General features: G+C 70.0%; 18 protein-coding genes and 1 tRNA gene. 9 read left to right on the top strand and 10 right to left on the bottom strand.

Annotation, left to right across the window (positions count from 1 at the left end):
- Window positions 1-26: 26 nt before the first annotated feature.
- Together ACSGDB_RS14615 and ACSGDB_RS14610 are read right to left on the bottom strand one after the other, a co-directional pair.
- Window positions 27-1,856, bottom strand: a complete 1,830-nt coding sequence (locus tag ACSGDB_RS14615) for a glycoside hydrolase family 15 protein (protein WP_434995618.1) — start codon at window positions 1,854-1,856, stop codon at window positions 27-29.
- Between the two features lie 19 nt (window positions 1,857-1,875).
- Window positions 1,876-2,742 (bottom strand): glycerophosphodiester phosphodiesterase, encoded by an 867-nt coding sequence (locus ACSGDB_RS14610; protein WP_434995617.1) that lies wholly within the window; start codon window positions 2,740-2,742, stop codon window positions 1,876-1,878.
- A gap of 173 nt (window positions 2,743-2,915) precedes the next feature.
- Between ACSGDB_RS14610 and ACSGDB_RS14605 the strand changes: the two genes are divergently transcribed.
- Window positions 2,916-4,121, top strand: a complete 1,206-nt coding sequence (locus tag ACSGDB_RS14605) for a DUF445 domain-containing protein (RefSeq protein WP_434995993.1) — start codon at window positions 2,916-2,918, stop codon at window positions 4,119-4,121.
- Here ACSGDB_RS14605 and ACSGDB_RS14600 read toward each other — a convergent pair.
- Both ACSGDB_RS14600 and ACSGDB_RS14595 read right to left on the bottom strand, forming a co-directional pair.
- Window positions 4,118-4,903 (bottom strand): hypothetical protein, encoded by a 786-nt coding sequence (locus tag ACSGDB_RS14600; RefSeq protein ID WP_434995616.1) that lies wholly within the window; start codon window positions 4,901-4,903, stop codon window positions 4,118-4,120. The two genes, ACSGDB_RS14605 and ACSGDB_RS14600, sit on opposite strands and share 4 nt — an antisense overlap.
- Before the next feature lie 188 nt (window positions 4,904-5,091).
- Window positions 5,092-5,361, bottom strand: a complete 270-nt coding sequence (locus ACSGDB_RS14595) for a GlsB/YeaQ/YmgE family stress response membrane protein (protein ID WP_434995614.1) — start codon at window positions 5,359-5,361, stop codon at window positions 5,092-5,094.
- Window positions 5,362-5,697: 336 nt separating this feature from the next.
- On the opposite strand from ACSGDB_RS14595, the gene ACSGDB_RS14590 reads away from it, so the two are divergent.
- The 5 genes from ACSGDB_RS14590 (at window position 5,698) to ACSGDB_RS14570 (ending at window position 10,356) form a co-directional block, all read left to right on the top strand.
- Window positions 5,698-5,955, top strand: a complete 258-nt coding sequence (locus ACSGDB_RS14590) for a DUF6458 family protein (protein ID WP_434995613.1) — start codon at window positions 5,698-5,700, stop codon at window positions 5,953-5,955.
- A 196-nt stretch (window positions 5,956-6,151) separates the two neighbouring features.
- Window positions 6,152-6,919: a DeoR/GlpR family DNA-binding transcription regulator gene (locus tag ACSGDB_RS14585; RefSeq protein WP_434995612.1), complete on the top strand. Its 768-nt coding sequence runs from the start codon at window positions 6,152-6,154 to the stop codon at window positions 6,917-6,919.
- Complete coding sequence (locus ACSGDB_RS14580) at window positions 6,916-7,935, top strand: 1-phosphofructokinase family hexose kinase (protein ID WP_434995611.1); 1,020 nt, start codon at window positions 6,916-6,918, stop codon at window positions 7,933-7,935. Before ACSGDB_RS14585 ends, ACSGDB_RS14580 begins: the two co-directional genes overlap by 4 nt.
- Window positions 7,935-10,025, top strand: coding sequence for a PTS fructose transporter subunit IIABC (locus tag ACSGDB_RS14575; RefSeq protein WP_434995610.1), 2,091 nt, complete (start codon window positions 7,935-7,937; stop codon window positions 10,023-10,025). The genes ACSGDB_RS14580 and ACSGDB_RS14575 overlap by 1 nt, the downstream gene beginning before the upstream one ends.
- 52 nt (window positions 10,026-10,077) lie before the next feature.
- Window positions 10,078-10,356, top strand: coding sequence for an HPr family phosphocarrier protein (locus tag ACSGDB_RS14570; RefSeq protein ID WP_434995609.1), 279 nt, complete (start codon window positions 10,078-10,080; stop codon window positions 10,354-10,356).
- A 254-nt stretch (window positions 10,357-10,610) separates the two neighbouring features.
- On the opposite strand, the gene ACSGDB_RS14565 is transcribed toward ACSGDB_RS14570, so the two are convergent.
- From ACSGDB_RS14565 to ACSGDB_RS14540, 6 genes are all read right to left on the bottom strand, one after another.
- On the bottom strand, window positions 10,611-11,231 hold the full coding sequence (locus ACSGDB_RS14565) for a hypothetical protein (protein ID WP_434995608.1): 621 nt from the start codon (window positions 11,229-11,231) through the stop codon (window positions 10,611-10,613).
- A gap of 98 nt (window positions 11,232-11,329) precedes the next feature.
- Complete coding sequence (locus ACSGDB_RS14560) at window positions 11,330-12,067, bottom strand: helix-turn-helix domain-containing protein (RefSeq protein WP_434995606.1); 738 nt, start codon at window positions 12,065-12,067, stop codon at window positions 11,330-11,332.
- A 135-nt stretch (window positions 12,068-12,202) separates the two neighbouring features.
- A complete protein-coding gene (locus ACSGDB_RS14555; RefSeq protein ID WP_434995604.1) occupies window positions 12,203-12,430 on the bottom strand; it encodes a hypothetical protein in 228 nt (75 codons plus the stop codon).
- Window positions 12,431-12,674: 244 nt separating this feature from the next.
- Entirely contained in the window at window positions 12,675-13,943 is a 1,269-nt protein-coding gene (locus ACSGDB_RS14550) for an endonuclease/exonuclease/phosphatase family protein (RefSeq protein WP_434995603.1), read from the bottom strand.
- A gap of 124 nt (window positions 13,944-14,067) precedes the next feature.
- Window positions 14,068-14,688, bottom strand: a complete 621-nt coding sequence (locus ACSGDB_RS14545) for a hypothetical protein (RefSeq protein ID WP_434995602.1) — start codon at window positions 14,686-14,688, stop codon at window positions 14,068-14,070.
- Window positions 14,689-15,142: 454 nt separating this feature from the next.
- Window positions 15,143-15,219, bottom strand: a tRNA-Lys gene (locus ACSGDB_RS14540).
- A gap of 141 nt (window positions 15,220-15,360) precedes the next feature.
- Here ACSGDB_RS14540 and ACSGDB_RS14535 point away from each other — a divergent pair.
- The 3 genes from ACSGDB_RS14535 (at window position 15,361) to ACSGDB_RS14525 (ending at window position 17,854) form a co-directional block, all read left to right on the top strand.
- The gene (locus ACSGDB_RS14535) at window positions 15,361-16,008 is read left to right on the top strand and encodes a hypothetical protein (RefSeq protein WP_434995601.1); all 648 of its coding nucleotides are present in this window, start codon (window positions 15,361-15,363) and stop codon (window positions 16,006-16,008) included.
- Window positions 16,009-16,225: 217 nt separating this feature from the next.
- Window positions 16,226-16,843: a DUF47 domain-containing protein gene (locus ACSGDB_RS14530; protein ID WP_434995600.1), complete on the top strand. Its 618-nt coding sequence runs from the start codon at window positions 16,226-16,228 to the stop codon at window positions 16,841-16,843.
- A complete protein-coding gene (locus tag ACSGDB_RS14525; protein WP_434995598.1) occupies window positions 16,844-17,854 on the top strand; it encodes an anion permease in 1,011 nt (336 codons plus the stop codon).

Here is a 17,854-nt window from a genome sequence, read left to right as displayed (position 1 = left end):
CTCGGCCGGGCTCCCGCCGTCCGCGTCTAGTCCCGGGCCATCGCCGCGTAGGGGTCGGCCTTCCCGTCCGCCAGCCGTAGCGCGTCCGCGGCGCGGACCAGGGCGAGGTGCGAGAACGCCTGCGGGTAGTTGCCGGCCATGCGTCCGCCGACGGGATCGTATTCCTCGGCCAGCAGGCCGAGTTCGTTCGAGTAGCCCACGAGCTGATCCATGAGCCGCACGGCGTCGTCGGGCCTGCCGCCGTGCGCGTACTGCTCGACGAGCCAGAACGAGCACGCGAGGAACGGGTGCTCCCCGGGTTCGAGTCCGTCGTCCGAGTTGTCGGTGCGGTAGCGCAGCAGCAGGCCGTGACCGTCCAGGAGATCCGCCTCGATCCGCTCCACGGTGCGCAGCATCAGCGGGTTGTCGTAGTCGAGGAAGCCGACCTGCGGCAGCTGCAGCAGGGAGGCATCGACCTCCGTTCCCCCGTACACCTGGGTGAACGAACCCAGGTCGGGGTTGAATCCGTGCTCGAGGATCTCCTCGCGCAGGTCGTCCCGGATCTCCGTCCACCGCTGCTGGTGGCCGGGCAGTCCGTGGTCCCGGACGGCGCGCACAGCGCAGTCGAACGCGGCCCACATCATCACGCGCGAGTGGGTGAAGTGCTGGGCCTCCCCGCGCATCTCCCAGATGCCGTGGTCCCGGTCGTGGAGGTGCTTCTCCGCGAACCCCAGCAGCGCCCGCTGCAGGGGCCACGAGAAGCTGTCCTCGGTCACGCCGTGGACGCGCAGTTTCTCGAGGGCCACCATCACCTCGCCCACGACGTCCGCCTGGTACTGGTCGACGGCGCCGTTGCCCACGCGCACGGGCGTCGAGCCGGCATAGCCGGGCAGGTGCCCGAGTTCGCGTTCGGGCAGGTGCCGCTCCCCGGCCAGCCCGTACATGATCTGCAGGTCCTCGGGATCGCCGGCGACCGCCCGCAGCAGCCAGTTGCGCCACTCCAGCGCCTCCTCGGAGAAGCCGTGCGTCATCATGGCCTCGAGCGTCAGGGCGGCGTCGCGGAGCCAGCAGAAGCGGTAGTCCCAGTTGCGGGAGCCGCCGAACTGCTCCGGCAGGGACGTCGTCGGGGCGGCGACGATCCCCCCGGTGTCCTCGTGCGTGAGGGCGCGCAGGACGAGCAGCGAGCGCCGGACGGCATCGGCATACCCACCCTCGATCGCGCAGCCGGCAGCCCAGGCGCGCCAGTAGCTGATGGTGCTGTCGAGCGCCTCGTCGACGTCCAGGGCGTCCGGCTTCCCCCGGTGCGAGGGGTACCACACGAGTTCCAGGTCGACGACCTCGCCCTCGGCCACCGCGAAGGTGCCCTCGTGGAGATGATCCGCGGCCTTCAGCCGCGGGCCGCGCAGGAGCAGCGCGTCGGGACCGGCGATCGCGAGGAGGACCGGGCCGCCGTCGTGCGTGCCCTGCGTGACCCACGGCACGATGTCGCCGTAGCCGAAGCGGATCTGCAGCTCCTGCCGCAGGGTGACGGTGCCCCGGAGCCCCTGGATCCGCCGCACCACGTTCGCGCGGCGGTCCGTGACGGGCATGAAGTCGGTGACCAGCACCTCACCCTCGCCGGTTCTCCAGCGGGTCTGGAGGACGAAGGTGGAGTCGATGTAGCTCCGCTCCACCACCTCGGCGTCCGATGCCGGCTCGAGGAGCCAGCGGCCGTGCTGCGGCGCGCCCAGCATCGCGGCGAACACCGACTCGGAGTCGAACCGGGGGAAGCTCAGCCAGTCCACGCTGCCCTCCCGGGAGACGAGGGCACCGGTGTGCAGGTCGGACAGGAGCGCGTAGTCCTCGATCGGGGATTGCATCCTGCAACTCAACCACACCTCCGGGACGACCGCCCGGTCAGCCGTTCACGCCTTCGAAGGCCTGCCGCATCCGCGCCGGATAGTCCGTGGTGATCTCCTGGACCCCGAGTTCCGCGAGGTACAGGGCGTCCTCGACCGAGTTCACGGTCCACACCCGCACCCGCACGCCGTCGCGGATCCAGCGGCGCACGCGGCCGCGGTGGGTGCGCGTGTACCGCAGGCCCGGCCCCACCATGCCCACCTGATGATGGTTCACGAGCTGCTCGCCCTCCTTCAGGGCGCGGCGCATCAGCGTGATCAGCGCTCCCTCCGTGAGTGGACCGAACCGCAGCGCATTGCGCACCTCCTGCGGCTTCAGGTCCGACACCAGCTGGCACAGCATGTGCGCCGGCGCGGATTCGGAGAGCTGCCGCATGGAGTCGGGGTTGAAGCTCATGAAACTCACCTCGATGCTGCCGAGCATCGAGGACTCCGGGTCCCAGCCCTCGTCCATGAGGAAGGCGATCAGCGCGTCCTCCAGCCGCAGGCCGGAGGGACTCGGGTGTTTCAGCTCGATCGCCAGCCGCAGCGGGCGTCCCGCACGGCGCAGCAGCAGGATCAGGTCGGCGAGGGTGAGGAACTGCTCGGACGCACTGCCGTACTCGGCCGGGATGCTCGCGCCCTTCCAGGAACAGACGTCGAGCCCGCGCAGTTCCTCCAGCGTGTGGTCGGCCACCCGGCCGGATCCGCTGGTGGTGCGGTCCACGGTGGTGTCGTGGATGCACACGAGCTGTTCGTCCCGGGTCAGGTGCACATCGCACTCGACGCCGTCGGCGCCGTCCGCGAGAGCCTGCAGGTAGGCGGCGCGGGTGTGCTCGGCGTAGGTACCGCTGCTGCCGCGATGGGCGAAGATCACAGGAGGCACGGGGCATCCCCTCACGTGGGTGTTCGATGTCCTCCCACGGTACGCGACCGGCCGATCACGCCACCATGCGTTCCCGGGCCCGCAGCGGGCAGGAAGCCACCCTCGATAGACTCGGGAGGGTGAACGCGCAGACCACCGATACCGACGCGGACCGGGCCGCAGCCCTCCGCCGCATGAAGATCCTCGCCACCGGGCTGCTCGCCCTCATGGCGATGATCTTCGTGGTGGCGTTCGCACTGCAGGACACCTACCCCTGGCTCCAGTACGTCCGGGCGGCCGCCGAGGGCGGCATGGTCGGCGCTCTTGCCGACTGGTTCGCGGTCACCGCCCTCTTCAAGCACCCGATGGGCCTCAAAATCCCGCATACCGCGATCATCCCGCGCAAGAAGGACCAGATCGGGGAATCGCTCGGCCAGTTCGTGGAGGAGAACTTCCTCTCCGAGGACGTGGTGCGGGCGAAGCTGGACTCGGCACGCATCGCCCAGAAGGCCGGCGCCTGGCTCGCGAAGCCGGAGAGCGCGGACCGCGTGGCAGCGGAGGGAGCGGCCCTGATCCGCGGCATGTTCACGGTGCTCGACGACGACGCCGTGCAGGCCGTGATCGAGTCCATGGTCCGCAAGCACCTGCTGGATCCGCCCTGGGGTCCGCCGATCGGCAGCATCGCCGAGCGCGTGTTCGCCGACGGGCACCACCACCGGCTCGTGGACCTGCTGGTGGACCGGGCCGCCGACTGGGTCGACGCCAATTACGCCGTCGTGACCCGGGTCGTCGCCCAGCGGTCGCCCACCTGGGTCCCCCGCCTGGTCGACGGCGTCGTCGGGGACCGGGTCCACGCGGAACTGTCGAAGTTCATCCGTGCCATCCAGGACGATCAGCAGCACGACGTCCGGCTCGCCGTCGACAAGTACCTCAGGGACCTGGCGCGGGACCTGCAGCACAAGCCGGAGACGATCGCCAAGGCCGAGGAGATCAAGGGACAGCTCCTCGACGACCCGCGGGTCCGTGACCTCACCGCGCGCACCTGGTCGACCATCAAGAGCGCCCTGCTCGAGGCCGTCAACGATCCGGACAGCGAGCTGACCTCGAAGTTCAAGGCGGCCGTCCGCGACTTCGGCTCACGGCTGACGAGCGACGCCGACCTCGCCCACCGGGTGAACCTCTGGATCGCCGACGGCGCCTCCTACGCCGTGCGCACCTACCGCAGCGAGATCGCCGGCGTCATCTCCGAGACGGTGGGGCGCTGGGACGCGGAGGAGACCTCGCGGAAGATCGAGCTGCAGGTCGGCAAGGACCTGCAGTTCATCCGCATCAACGGCACCGTGGTCGGCTCGCTGGCCGGCCTCCTGATCTTCTCCGTCGCCCACGCGATCTTCGGTTAGGCCCGCTTCTTCCTCGGGGACGGGGCGGGAAGGCGCAGCACCTCGGCCAGCTCCCCCGGGATGGTCTGCGGCAGCGGCCCGAAGGCATCGCGGGTGGTGCGGATGACGGACTTGCCCATGAGGTTGTTGCCGGTCCCGCCGATCACGGCGCCCACCCCGAACGGCAGGGCGCGCCCGAGCATGAAGCCGCCCTGCTTGGCCAGGAACTTCTTCACGAACCGCCGCTGGATGGACCCCGTGAGCGTCTTCACCAGGGATGCGGGAGCGGACTTGTCGACCAGCCGGCCCCAGTACTGGGGTGCGCCCTGCCCGGCGGAGGAGCCGAGGACGGAGCGGATGAGCGCGGTGCCCTCCTCACCCATGAGGATGGCCATCACCATGGTGCGTGAGCGCTCCGGGTCCTCCGTGCGGACTCCGTGCAGCTCCGCCACCGATTCGGCGTAGAGCGCGGTGGCCTCGAGGAAGCCGACCGTCGCGGCGCCGGAGAGTCCGAGCGCCGCGATGGTACCGACGGCGGGGACCGCCGCGGTCGCGCCGACGGCGGCGCCTGCCAGCGTCGTCGCCCGCAGGTAGTCGCGTTCGAGCAGGATCGCCAGCTCGGCGGGCGACGCCTCGGGGTGACGCCGGCGGAGCCGATCGATGTTGGCGATGATCAGGGGGCGCTGGACGTCCAGGGCGCGTTCGATACCCCGCAGGATGGCGGGCTTCGGATTTCCGTCCTTGTCGAAGAGCGTCCCGTTCGCGGCCTTCGCGGCTGGGTTCTCCTTGTTACGGCCAAACATCGTGGTCCTTCCGCCGGTGATCGGGGTACTGCTGACAAGAATTCTAGGTGGGGCGCCCGCGCGGTGCCGGGTTCTGCTACCGGCGCAGAGCGCCTCCGGAGGGGGTGGGACAAAAGAAGGAGGCGCCACCGGTTGCCGGTGGCGCCTCCTCCACGACTGCTCCCCCACGGTGCAGCCGGTCATGCTGACTAGACGCGCGAGCCCTTGCGGCCGGTGACGGCGCCGTAGATGACGAGCACGATCAGTGCGCCACCGATGGCCAGCAGCCAGGTGGAGAGGCTGAAGAAGCTGTCGACACCGACGCCGAAGATGGCGCTACCGATGAAGCCGCCCAGCAGGGCGCCGACGACGCCGAGGACGAGGGTGATGACCCAGCCGCCACCCTGGCGACCCGGGAGGATCAGCTTTGCGATCGCGCCGGCGATGAGGCCCAGGACAAGCCAACCAATAATTCCCATGAGATGCTCCTTGAGTGATATTCAGTGCGCCGCCGGGGGCGGTGCACTACCTGATAGGTCGATGCACCGGAGTGCAACTCACCCTGAGTCTACTTCATCAGCCTGCTTAGGGTGCAATCCCTCTATAACCATATCTCCGTCGCCCGGGGCGCGCGTGAACTTTCCCGAATTGTTATGGGAGGCACGACGAGGGTGTGTGCGAGGTTCGGACAACCGCGCCGAACGGCGTCGTATGATGACGCGAAGCGGGCCGTCCCGGGAGTGGGTGGCACTGGAAGTAAAACCGCTGGGTACATTCTTTCGAAACTCCCGCCCCCCCTTGAAGGAGTATTTCCAATGCGAATCGGTTCCTCGATCTTCCTCATTGCACTCGGTGCAATTCTTGCTTTTGCCATCCAGGCCGACGTCATCAGCATCGTCGACATCAACCTCGTGGGGTACATCCTGATGGCGGTCGGACTGATCGGCCTGATCGCATCCCTCGTCCTTGCGGCCCCGCGCAGGCAGAACCGCATCTCGGAGTCGCGCAGCGTCGTCGATCCGAATACGGGCGAGACCATCACGCGCAACGAGACCCGCGACTCGGGGCTCTAGCCCCCGACCGCACCGACGAAGACCGGGACCCTGTCCCGGTCTTTTTCTTTGCCCCGCCAGCCCCGGATGCGTGGGTTTCAGTGGATGTGGATGCAGAAAAGTGCTTGACGTCACACTGAAGCGAAGATAGAGTCACTCAAAAGAAGATAAAACCACACGGGGCGAGTTCGACCGGTGGCCATGACGAGAGGAACCCATGTTCGCCGAGGAGCGGTACCGCCAGATCAGCAGCCTGGTCTCCGCCGACGGGCGCGTCACCGTCGCCGGGCTCTCCTCCCGCTTCGGGATCACCAAGGAGACCGTCCGAAGGGACCTCGCGCTCCTCGAGAACGACGGCGTGCTGCGGCGCGTCCACGGAGGCGCCATCGCCGGAAGCGGTGCGACGACGAACGAGCCGAGCCTGACCAGCCGCTCGACGCAGCGCTCGCCGGAGAAGAGGCGCATCGCCCAGGCGGCCCTCGCCCTCACTCCCGCGACCGGCGCCGTGGTGCTCGATGCCGGCAGCACCACCGGCGCCCTCGCCGACCTCCTCGTCGAGGAGGGCCGCCCGGACCTGGCCGTGGTCACCCACTCCGTCCCGATCGCGGCCCTGGTCTCGGGTGCCGGGCTGAGCGTGGAACTCGTGGGCGGCCGGGTGCGGGCGCTGACAAGCGCCGCCGTCGGCAGCAGCACCGTGAGCCATTTCTCCCGCCTCCGCGCGGACATCGCCTTCATCGGAGCCAACGGACTCTCGGCCGGTTTCGGCCTCAGCACGCCCGACGTCGACGAGGCGGCCGTGAAGACCGCCATCGTCCGCTCCGCCCGGCGCGTGGTCCTCCTGGCGGATTCGTCGAAGTTCGACGAGGAGACCCTGACCAGCTTCGCCTACCTGGAGGATATCGATGCCCTCATCACCGACCGAGCACCCCGAGGCCCCCTCGCGGAGGCCCTCGCCGACGCCGACGTGGAGGTGATCGTCGCGTGATCGTGACCCTCACGGCCAATCCGAGCATCGACCGCACCGTCGAGCTGACCGCCCCCCTCACCCGCGGAGCCGTGCAGCGGGCCGTCCACGTGGTGCAGGAGGCCGGCGGCAAGGGCGTCAACGTCAGCCGCGCCCTAGCGATGTCCGGCGTCCCCACCCTCGCGGTGCTGCCGGGCGACGACGACGACGCGGTCCTCGCAGGCCTGCGCGGCATCTCCCTCCCGTTCCGCAACCTGCCGATCGGTGCGGCGCTCCGCATCAACACGGCGGTCACCGAACCGGACGGCACGACCACGAAGATCAACGAGCCGGGGCCCGAGCTCTCCCCCATGCGCCTCGAGGAACTCCTCGCCGCTGTGGTCGCCGAGAGCGCCGGTGCGGACTGGCTGGTCCTCGCCGGCTCGCTGCCGCCGGGGGCCCCGTCCACCTTCTACACGACGGTGACGGACGCCGTGCGGAAGGCCTACGGGCCGTCCGCGCCCCTCGTCGCGATCGACTCCAGTGGCGAACCCCTCGCCGCGGCCGCCGCCGGCATCCCGGCTCCGGATCTGCTGAAGCCCAACGCCGAGGAGCTCAGCGAGCTGACCGGCATCGGTACGGGGGACGACCTGGAGCAGGACCTCGAACTGGCCGCGAAGGCCTGCGCGGTGCTCGTCGCCGCGGGAGTGGGAGCGGTACTGGCGACCCTGGGTTCCAGGGGCGCCCTGCTCGTGACGGACGCGGGAGCCTGGCATGCCGTGCACCCGCCCGTCACGGCGCGTTCCACGGTCGGCGCGGGCGATTCCGCGCTGGCCGGCTACCTGCTGGCGCACTCTGCAGGAGAACCTCCGGAGGACTGCCTGCGCCAGGCCGTCGCCCACGGATCGGCGGCCGCCGCCCTTCCGGGATCCACCGTCCCATCGCTAGACCAGACCACGCCGGCAGTCGTCGCGGTCACACCCCTGGAGGTCACGCCGCCCGTGACCGAAGCAAGCACGATCGGGTCCGCCGCAGGCCCCCGACAGGAGGAATTCTGATGTCCGACATCATCACTCCGGAGCTCGTGGCTCTGGACCGGGATCTGGGGGCCGACCGGCCCTCGGTGATCCGCCATCTCGCGGAGCGGGTCGCCGCCCAGGGCCGTTCCACGGAGGTCGAGGGCCTGTACGCGGACGCGCTCGCCCGGGAGGAGAAGACCGCCACCGGCATCCCCGGCGGCATCGCCATCCCGCACTGCCGCTCGACGGCCGTCTCGGAGGCGACCCTCGTCATGGCGCGCCTGTCCCCGCCCGTGGATTTCGGGGCCAAGGACGGCCCGGCCGACCTCGTGTTCTTCATCGCCGCCCCCGACGGGGCCGACCAGGAGCACCTGAAGCTGCTGTCCAAGCTCGCGCGTTCACTGATCAAGAAGGACTTCACTGCCTCGCTGCGCGCCGCGCAGTCGCCGGCCGACGTCGTCGCCCTCGTCAACGGTGCGCTCGGCCTCGGTGCAGCACCGGCGTCCGGAGCCCATTCCGCGCACGCTCCCGCCGGATCCGCCACCGGCTCCCGCACGGGCGAGGCCGCGGCCACCCTCGGCACCGCGCCCGCCGGGACGGAAACCACCGGGCCCGCCGTCGATCATGCGCGGGCCACCGACACCCGGACGCGCCGACTCGTGGCCGTGACGGCCTGCCCCACCGGCATCGCCCATACGTACATGGCCGCCGACTCCCTGGTCGCGGCGGCCAGGGAGCGCGGGATCGACCTGCAGGTCGAGACCCAGGGTTCCTCCGGCGCCACGCCGCTGGATCCCGCGGTCATCGCTGCCGCCGACGCCGTCATCTTCGCCGTCGACGTCGACGTCCGCGACAAGCAGCGCTTCGCCGGGCTCCCCGTCATCAGCTCGCCCGTCAAGCGCGGCATCGACGAGCCGGGCGAGATGGTCGAGGAGGCCGTCGCCGCGGCCGCGAACCCCAACGCGCGGCGCGTCGCCGGCGCGGCCGAAGACCAGCAGGCGGACGACGACGGCGGCCGGGACGGCATCGGCAGCACGCTCAAGCGCGCCCTGCTCACGGGCGTCAGCTACATGATCCCGTTCGTCGCCGGTGGCGGCCTGCTGATCGCCCTCGGCTTCCTCCTGGGCGGGTACCTGATCACCGAGACCGCCGACGCCGTCGTCCTCGAGAACAGCCTCACCAACCTGCCGGACGGCGGGCTCGGCGAGTACCTCGGGGCCGTGGCCTTCAAGATCGGCCAGTTGTCGCTCGGCTTCCTCGTCCCGGCGCTCGCCGGGTACATCGCGTACGCCCTGGCGGACCGCCCCGGCATCGCCCCCGGCTTCGTCGCGGGTGCCGTGGCCGGATTCATGGGCGCGGGTTTCCTCGGCGGTATCGTCGGAGGCCTGCTCGCCGGGTATGCCGCCATGATGATCGGCCGCCTGTCCGTACCCCGCTGGCTGCGGAGCCTCATGCCGGTGGTCATCATCCCGCTCGTGGCGTCCATCGTCGCGTCCGGCCTGATGTTCCTCCTGCTCGGCGGACCGATCGCCGCGCTCACGGCCGGCCTCAACGACTGGCTGTCCGGGCTCACCGGCACGGCCGCCGTCGGCCTCGGCGTGATCCTCGGGCTCATGATGGCCGTCGACCTCGGCGGCCCGGTCAACAAGGTCGCCTACTCCTTCGCCGTCGCCGGGCTCGGGGCCGCGACGGTCGACAACGTCGCACCCCTGCAGATCATGGCGGCCGTCATGGCTGCCGGCATGGTCCCGCCGCTCGCCATGGCCCTGGCCACCCTGATCGACCGCAACCGCTTCACCGCACCGGAGCGGGAGAACGGGAAGGCCGCCTGGCTGCTGGGGGCGAGCTTCATCTCCGAGGGCGCCATCCCGTTCGCCGCGGCCGACCCGCTGCGCGTCATCCCGGCGTCCCTGCTGGGTGCCGCGGCCACCGGCGCGATCATCATGGGGACCGGCGTCACCTCGCAGGCACCGCACGGCGGGTTCTTCGTCTTCTTCGCAATCGGTGACTTCGCGATGTTCCTGCTCGCGATCCTGGTCGGGACGGTCATCTCCGCGCTCGCGGTGATCGCCCTGAAGCGGTACGCGACGCGCAAGACACAGTTCGACGGCGAACCGGTTGCGGCCTGATCCCCGGTCGGCTTGGCTGTAACAGAACCTGTTCACGAAAAAGGAGCACATCATGGCAGAACGCAAGGCAACCGTCGCGAGCCGCGTGGGGCTGCACGCCCGCCCGGCATCGATCTTCGCAGAGGCGGCGGGTGAACTCCCCCTCGAGGTGACCATCGCCATGGACGGTGAGCCCGTCGAGGAGGCCATGGACGCCTCGAGCATCCTCTCGCTCATGAGCCTCGGAGCCTCGCACGGCGACGTCGTCGTCCTCCGCGCCGAGGGCGACGGCGCGGAGAGCGCCCTGGAGGCGCTGGCGCGCATCATCGAGACGGATCACGACGCCGCGTAGTCCGCACCACCACAAAGGGCACCATCCGCCGCACGTTCGTGGCGGGTGGTGCCCTTCCTTGCGTCCCCAGCAAGGACATGCAGGTGATGCCGCCCCGTTCGAAGGGACGCCCTGCCTGCCGGGTAACGATCCGCTGGCCCCCCACGGAAAGCGGCAGTTACATAATCATAATTTTTGCACACCATCATGGATTCGTGAACAGCAGCAGGACATAAACGTGTCACGATTCCTGCACGGAGTGCAGGAGCCGCCGATCACGCCAGCTTGTTCCCAGAGGAGCTGCTCTTCCTGCCGACGGCGCGGCTCGCCCAGATCAGGCAGAGGCCCAGGACGGTCAGCAGGATGGCCGAGAACGGGAGGACGATGTCCCAGTGCATAAGGTCCAGGGGGGTCAGCCTCAGCAGCACGAACACCACCACGAGCGCGTAGCCGCAGGCCACGAGGGCGCACGCGAGGCGGTGGACCGTTCGCCCGTGCCGGTCCAACGCCGCCAGGGCCGCCGGGACGACGAGGCAGGCGGCGACGTACCCCGGGTAGAGCCGGCCGACGGTGGCGTACTGCTGCACCGTGTCCTGGTCCCCGAAGGCCCGCAAGCCGGTCGAGCTGCCCTCGAGCTCGCTCGCCGCGAAGAAGTAGAGCGTCGCCGCGACGGTCACGGCCACGATCGACAGGCCGACAGGCCCGACGATCAGGCGCCGGGCGCGCGCGGAATCGAACGCCGCCGCCATCCGGATCCCGAAGAGCACGAAGACGGCGTAGAGGGCCATCCGCAGCAGGAGGTTCGCGATGTTGACCCCGCCGAGGGCCCCGTCCACCGCGAGGTAGATCGGCTCGATCGACAGGCCGACGGCGCAGGTGAGGAGCAGGAGTGCCACGCACATGGAGCGTCCCCTGCCCCGGCACAGGCCGGGAATCCGGACTGCGGTCCCCGCGGCGCAGAGACCGAGTGCGGCCCACTGAATCGTCGACGTGTTCATCCGAGGTTCTCCCACAGGGCGCGGTCCCTGCCGTCGTCGAGCTCGGCCCGCCGGATCTGCTTGCCGAGGACGTCGAGGCGGTCGCGGGCGAGGAACACGAGGTCGAGGTCGCTCAGGGCGCAGAGGGCACGGGCGCGCCCGTCCTCCGGCCAGCCCCCCTCCTGCGCGGTGAGGAGCCCGGTGACCACGAGTCCGCTGGTGAGGGAGACGCCGGCGATCCTGGCGGCCTGGACGGCGATCTCGGGGGCGAGCCGACCCGCGGTGAGCTGCGCGGAGAGGTTCTGGCGGGCGACGCCGGTGCTGGCCGCCAGCTGCTGGCGGAGATCGCCCGGATCGATCGCCTCGATCCAGGCGCGCACGGAGTTCCGGTGCGGGAAGGATGCGAGATGCAGCTGCAGGTCCGTTCCCGCGCACTCCTTGTCCTCGCTGCGGGCCACGAGCAGCCGGAGGATGTCGATGTGCGAGACCTGGCTGACGAGTTCGGCGTCCGTCGGCTCCGTGGTGCCGCCGGGCAAGTCCTCATAACCCTCGAACTCGGCGAGCGCCTCCGCGGGCGGGAGCCCGTAGGCGCGGGCGATCGCCACGATGGTCGACACGGACACCTTGCCCCGGACGAGCTGCTGGGCAAGGGTGGATCGCTTGATGCCCGCGACCCTGCAGAGGTCGGTCACGGTGTCGTCGGGTGCAATGCGGGAACGCCACAGCTGGAACGCCTTGGCTGTGACGGCCATCATCACCTTTCGATTGGACTTTTCTGTCTATCGTCGAAGTATACTGAGATCGCTGGCTCCGAGTTCTGCGATTCCCCCATACGCAGAACTCGGGGCCAGCTCCACTTAAGCGGCCTCTTCGGCCACCCCGGTCAGGGGCTACCAGCGGACCTTCTTCTCCTTCTTCCCCTGCTTGCTGCTCTCGTGCGCGGCCTTGGCATGGCCCGCGCCGGTCGCAGCGGTGGGACTGGCTGCATGGTTCTTCTTCGCCAGCGCGAGTTGCGCTCGGGGATCGTCCTGGAGCTTCCGGGCACCGCGCCCCGCGGGGGCGGTGTCGGCTGCGGGCACGTCGTTCTGGGGCTCTTGGTCTTGAGGGGTGTTCGTCATGGTGTTCCTTTCGAGTGGGACGCCCACGGAACACGACTGGACTATCAGCGCGCAGGAAGCAGGAAACCCGCGGTGCGTGCTGGGAGGACCGGACAGATTCAGTGGGCGCCCTTGGAGGGTGTCATCGACAAGTGGCGTGGAGCTCGGCGGGGCCGGCTCACCTACTGGAAAAGAAGTGTCCTCATGGCCACGACCGTACACCCGGCCGCCGCGGCCGACAAGGGGCCGGGCAGGTCCTGCGGTCCTAGCGCTCGCGGCTGCCGTGCAGCGTGACGTCGACGAAGACCAGGCGGTGATCACTCGTGGGGAAGGGGAAGATCCCGGTCAGTTCCGACCCGGGCATGCCGGCCCGGGGCCAGAACACCCCCGCACCGGCAACCCGGAGCGTGCGGGACGGGAGGACGTAGTCGGCCCGGATGTTGCCGGCGCTGCGATCCTCGAAGTCCGCGGTGTCGAATCGGGCATCGCTCCGATGGTCGGCATTGGCGCCGCCCTGGAACGCCGACGCTTCGGTGGCTCCGTCCGACGACGGCAGCGGGTCCTGCACCAGCTTGTTGCCCAGCAGCTGATCGATCGATCCGTCGAGCGAGTCGCCGTCGAGCGGATCGCTGTTCTGGTCCCCCATCACGACGAAGCGTTCGCCGCGCTGGAGTCCCCCGACCGTCCCGGCGTCGTCGTAGATGTAGGAGGCGTCGCGGCCGCCGGTGACGTAGTCGGACCAGAACCGGATCTCGTCGCTGTTGCGCCTGCCGTTGCGGTCCTCCACGCCGTCGAAGACGGGAGGGGTGGGATGGCTGGCCAGGACATGGACGGTCTTCCCGCCCACGCTCACCGGCACGTCCCAGTGGGACTTGCTGGACAGCGGGAGTGCGTCGAGCTCGTTCGCGGAGTACCAGTCGTCAGGGGTGTCCGTGGCCGGATTGTCGGGAAGGAGCGCGCCGGGCATGTCCTTCCACAGGAAGGTGCGGAAGGTCCGCACCGACTCCGTGACGATCGGGTACCTCGAGTAGATGACCATGCCGTACTGGCCCTCGAACGCGCCGAAGCCCAGGGCATCGTCCGCGCCGCCCACGGAGCCGTCGTTGTTCAGGTCCTGCCCGCTGGGAACACCGGTGTTCGACGGCGCGGTGTACACGTAGGGGTAGTCGAGCGGAGCCTTGCCGTTCTGGCCGACCGACAGGTAGTTCTGGTCGAAGAGGTCGGCGGCCCGGCCTCCCGGGACGTAGTCGAACTCGTTGAGAAGCACCACGTCGGGGCGGTTGATCTGGAGGACCTCGGCGATCGCCCTCGCCTGCGCGTTGCCGGGCGTCGACAGGTCCCGGACCAGCTCGCCGGCCGAGGACCTGTTCAGGCTCGCGTTGTAGGTCGCGAACCGGACCTCCTGCTGCACGGACCGGCCGGCGGGGAGCACCGAGCGCGTGTCGTCCGCGTGCTTCGCGACAGCGAGGGGGGCAGGCACCATGAGGAGCGAGACGGCCAGCAGGCCGGTGGCACAGCGCGCTAGGAGTCGCATCGCTTCCCTCCTCGGATTTGGCAGGAGACGCCGCCGTCCGGCCGCGCCCTGCCCCAAGCCGTTCGCTCGGGTAACTTGATCCTAGCGGCGAAAAGCGTCCGTGAGCCGGCGCGGAGGTAACGATTCAAGGTCGACCCGGGGTGGCCCGGTGCCGGCCGCGACGTCGAGCCTCGAGCGCGCCGAGGTCGTGCTCGGCGGCGTCGAACGCCTGCTCGAGGCGGGTCACCGCGACCGCGTACCGCACCGCTCCGCTGTCGTCGTCCGGGGAGGTCGCGACGGCGTCACGGGCCGACCCCGCCGCACGGACGGCCCGCACCACGGGGCGCAGGACGGGGTTGCCGGGCTCGTGCATACCCGGGTAGTAAATGGCCTTGCCCGGGTCGAGGTCGTAGTCCGCCCACCGCCTCAACACGGCATCGTGGCGGCGCTGCAGGTCCTCCCTCACCGCCGCCCGCGACGCTTCCTCCGCCCGGCGGCGCCGCAGGTCGTGGCGACGCCACGTCCAGATCACGCCCGCCGTGGACGAGGTGACACCCACTGCCAGCGCCAGCCATGCCGCCCCGAGGGTTCCGGCGACGACGCCCGCACCCGCGACGACCACGGCCCCGCCGAAGACGAGCCAGAACAAGTCGTCCGCGTCGCCGCCGTGACGGGCGACGGCATCGACACGCCACGCGGTCAGGCCGACGGCGCCGACCATGACGACACAGGCGGCCAGGCTGCCCATCAGGGCGACGGCGTCCATGAATCCCTCTCCGGTGCACCTCGGCGGGCTTCCCTGCGCTCCACCGCGCAAGAGCTCCTACCAGTTCAAACGAGCGGGCGCCCCGAGTCAATCCCCGATGGCGGCAGGGACACCACGACGCACCGTACCGGGGGCGGCGGGCTGTGGCAGGCCGGGTCACGACCGGCCGGACCGCGCCCTGCGGACCCGGCACCGTCGTGCCGGAGCGCATCGAAGGGGAAGCCGTGCCTTTGTGGATCGAGGCGCTCGCCGGGGGCGATCGCCGGAGGAGCACTGCTCATCGGGGCCGGCACCGTGTGGAGATGGACGGTGCCTCCGCAAGCTGTGGCCTTCGTGATGGCCTTCGAGCTCGTACACGAGGCTTCGCCGCCGCCGCCGTCGTCGTCCACTGGGTATCCGCCCAGGACCGTCGACGCAAAAGGGCCCCGGCAGGACCGGGACCCTCTGCACCTGATGGTGGGCCCTGTGGGGCTCGAACCCACGACCCACGGATTAAAAGTCCGTTGCTCTAGCCAACTGAGCTAAGGGCCCGCGCCACGCCCCCCGTACACCGCATCCGTGGATGCCGCCGCCGGGCGTCGACCCGCTTACTTTATCGCAATCATCCGCGCTCGGAGGACCGCCCCGGGGCCAGCCTTCCTGCCCGAAATCGCCCAGGAGTATCCTCGTTCCATGGACGGCGAATACACGAACAACAGCCCGCGGCCCCACAAGCCGAAGCCATTCGCCCCCGCGGACTTCGAGGTTTTCGCGGGGGGAATCGACCCGTCGAGGGTCTCCGAGGCAGCGCACATGGCCGCCCATGCCCTCGTCCATCACGGGCGCGACTCCGACGATCCCGAGGTGACGCGCCGGCTCGTGGAACTCGCCGACCAGCAGGGGCTGGACGCGATCGCCGAGATGTGGGCCGCGAGTCCGCCGCGGTCCCTGCCCGGCGCCCTGTGGCGCCTCTATGCGCTCCGCGCAGCGACCCAGCAGAATCCCGAGCGCATGGCCGCGTTCTTCGCCTCGGGCAAGGAGGCGGCCCAGGTCTCGAAGGTCGTCGCCGGCGTCGCCGAGCCGCCGGGCGCCACGGAGATGGCCGCGATGGCCGACACCATCCTGTCCGGCGCCTTCGAAGGGGAGTTCGACGTCGCGCTCGAACGCTTCGCCGCGTTCTGCCGCGTCGTCGCGCTCGGACAGGCGAACCACGCCGACGACGCCGAGGTCGCCAACGGACCGCACGCCTCGAAACTCACCCGCAATTCGCACCAGCTCATCAAGACGGCCGAGGATCTCGAGCATGCCGCGGTGTCCTGGCGGCGCGGCGAACTCGACTGAGTTCCCGGGGACGGGGTCGATGTTGACAGGGGCTCCGGGGAGGGCAAGACTTAAGTCGGCGTCGGACCGTGGAACCCCCGGGCTTCAACACTCAGCCGCTTCGAGCGGCCTTCCGCCGAGAGGCGCTCCCGGTTCGACGCCACTACTCTGCCCTCCCGCATTCAGCGTGGCCCCCTCGGGCATGCTGACAGCCCCCTGTCCTCCTGAGGAAGACTCCGTGAAACTACGCCTCTTCCCGCAGGAGAACGCTGGGCTGGAACTCCTCTCCCGCATGGCCCGGCAGCTCGTGCTCGGCGTGGGGACCATGTCCGCCATCCTCGGCGCCTCGACGCAGGAGTACGACCGCCTGTCGGAGGAACTCCACCAGCACGAGTCGGCGTCGACGGACCTGCACTTCGCCCTCCTGACCTCCATGCGGACCTCGTTCATCAATCCGTTGCCCCGCGAGGACCTGTACGCCCTCTCCCGCCTGCTCAACGAGGCCATCGAGAAACTGGACGGCGCGGGCGAACTGATCGCCCTGTACAAGCTGAGCAAGCTCAGCCACCGCGCCGCCGACCAGCTCGAGGTGATCAACCGGCAGGCCGAACTGACCGCGGTCGCCATGCAGCACCTGGATTCGATGGACGATCTCGAGGAGTACTGGATCGAGATCCTGCGACTGGCCCGTCGGGCCGAACGGACGCACCGCAGCTGGTGCGCCGAGATCCTCGAAGACCACAAGCCGCTCGTCTACGCGCGGCACCGCGACGTCGCCAACCAGCTCGTCGACGTCACCAGGGACATCCGGCGGGTGGCCACCCAGGTGGGCAGCATCCTCGTCAAGGAATCGTAGGTGGAGCCACTCCTCCTCGGTGCGGTGGTCCTCGCCGCGGGCGGCTTCGCCTTCCTCAACGGCTTCCACGACGTCTCGAATTCGGTCGCCGCCGCGGTGCGCACCCGGGCGCTCACGCCCACGGTCGCCGTCCTGCTCGCGGCCCTCTTCAACTTCGTCGGAGCGCTGCTCAGCACGGCACTGGCGCTGTTCTTCACGCAGGCCGCCATCGGCCTCCCCTCCGGGCCGTCGGGGCTCGGCATCCTCCTGGCGGCGCTGCTGGCCGCCTGCCTCTGGGGCCTGCTCACCTGGTACCGCGGCATGCCGTCGTCGTCGACCCACGCACTCCTCGGCGGCATCCTGGGCGCGGGAGGCGCATCGCAGCTCACCCGCGGGCCCGCGATGAGCGGTGCGGGTGAGCTGCTCCTGCTGCAGATCGCAGTGCCCCTGATGCTCTCGCCGATCGCCGCCTACCTCCTCGCCTACGCTGCCGTCTTCCCCGCCACGTGGCTGCTCCGCCACGGCTCCCCGGCCCGGGTGAACAGCGGCAACCGGATGGCACAGTCCGTCCTGGCCGGGACGTTCGCCCTGGGACACGGCCTCCAGGACGGGCAGCGGACGATGGCCGTCATCCTGCTGGCCCTGGTCGGCTCCGGCTACGCGACGGGCTCGACGATGCCCCTGTGGGTCCAGGTCTTCGCCGCCGCGCTCCTGGCCACGGGGTCCCTCTTCGGCGGGTGGCGCATCACCCACACCCTCGGCAGCCGCCTCGTGCACATCGATCCGCTGCGCGGCATGACCGCGCAGGGCGTCGGTTCGGCGATGCTGTTCATCGGCGCCATCTCGCTGCAGATGCCGCTGTCGAGCACGCACACGATGACGGCGGCGATTGTCGGGTCGGGTGCGAACCAGCGGTTCGCCTCCGTCCAGCGCCCACGGGTGGTCCGGATCCTCGCCGTGTGGCTCGGGACGGCCGTCATCACCGCCCTCCTGGGCGCCGTCTTCTACCTGGCCCTCAGTCCACTCCTGTAA

This window comes from Arthrobacter sp. Ld5 (assembly GCF_051172775.1).
In the GTDB taxonomy this organism is placed as follows: Bacteria; Actinomycetota; Actinomycetes; order Actinomycetales; family Micrococcaceae; genus Arthrobacter_D.
This window is presented reverse-complemented; position numbering and strand designations above follow the sequence as displayed.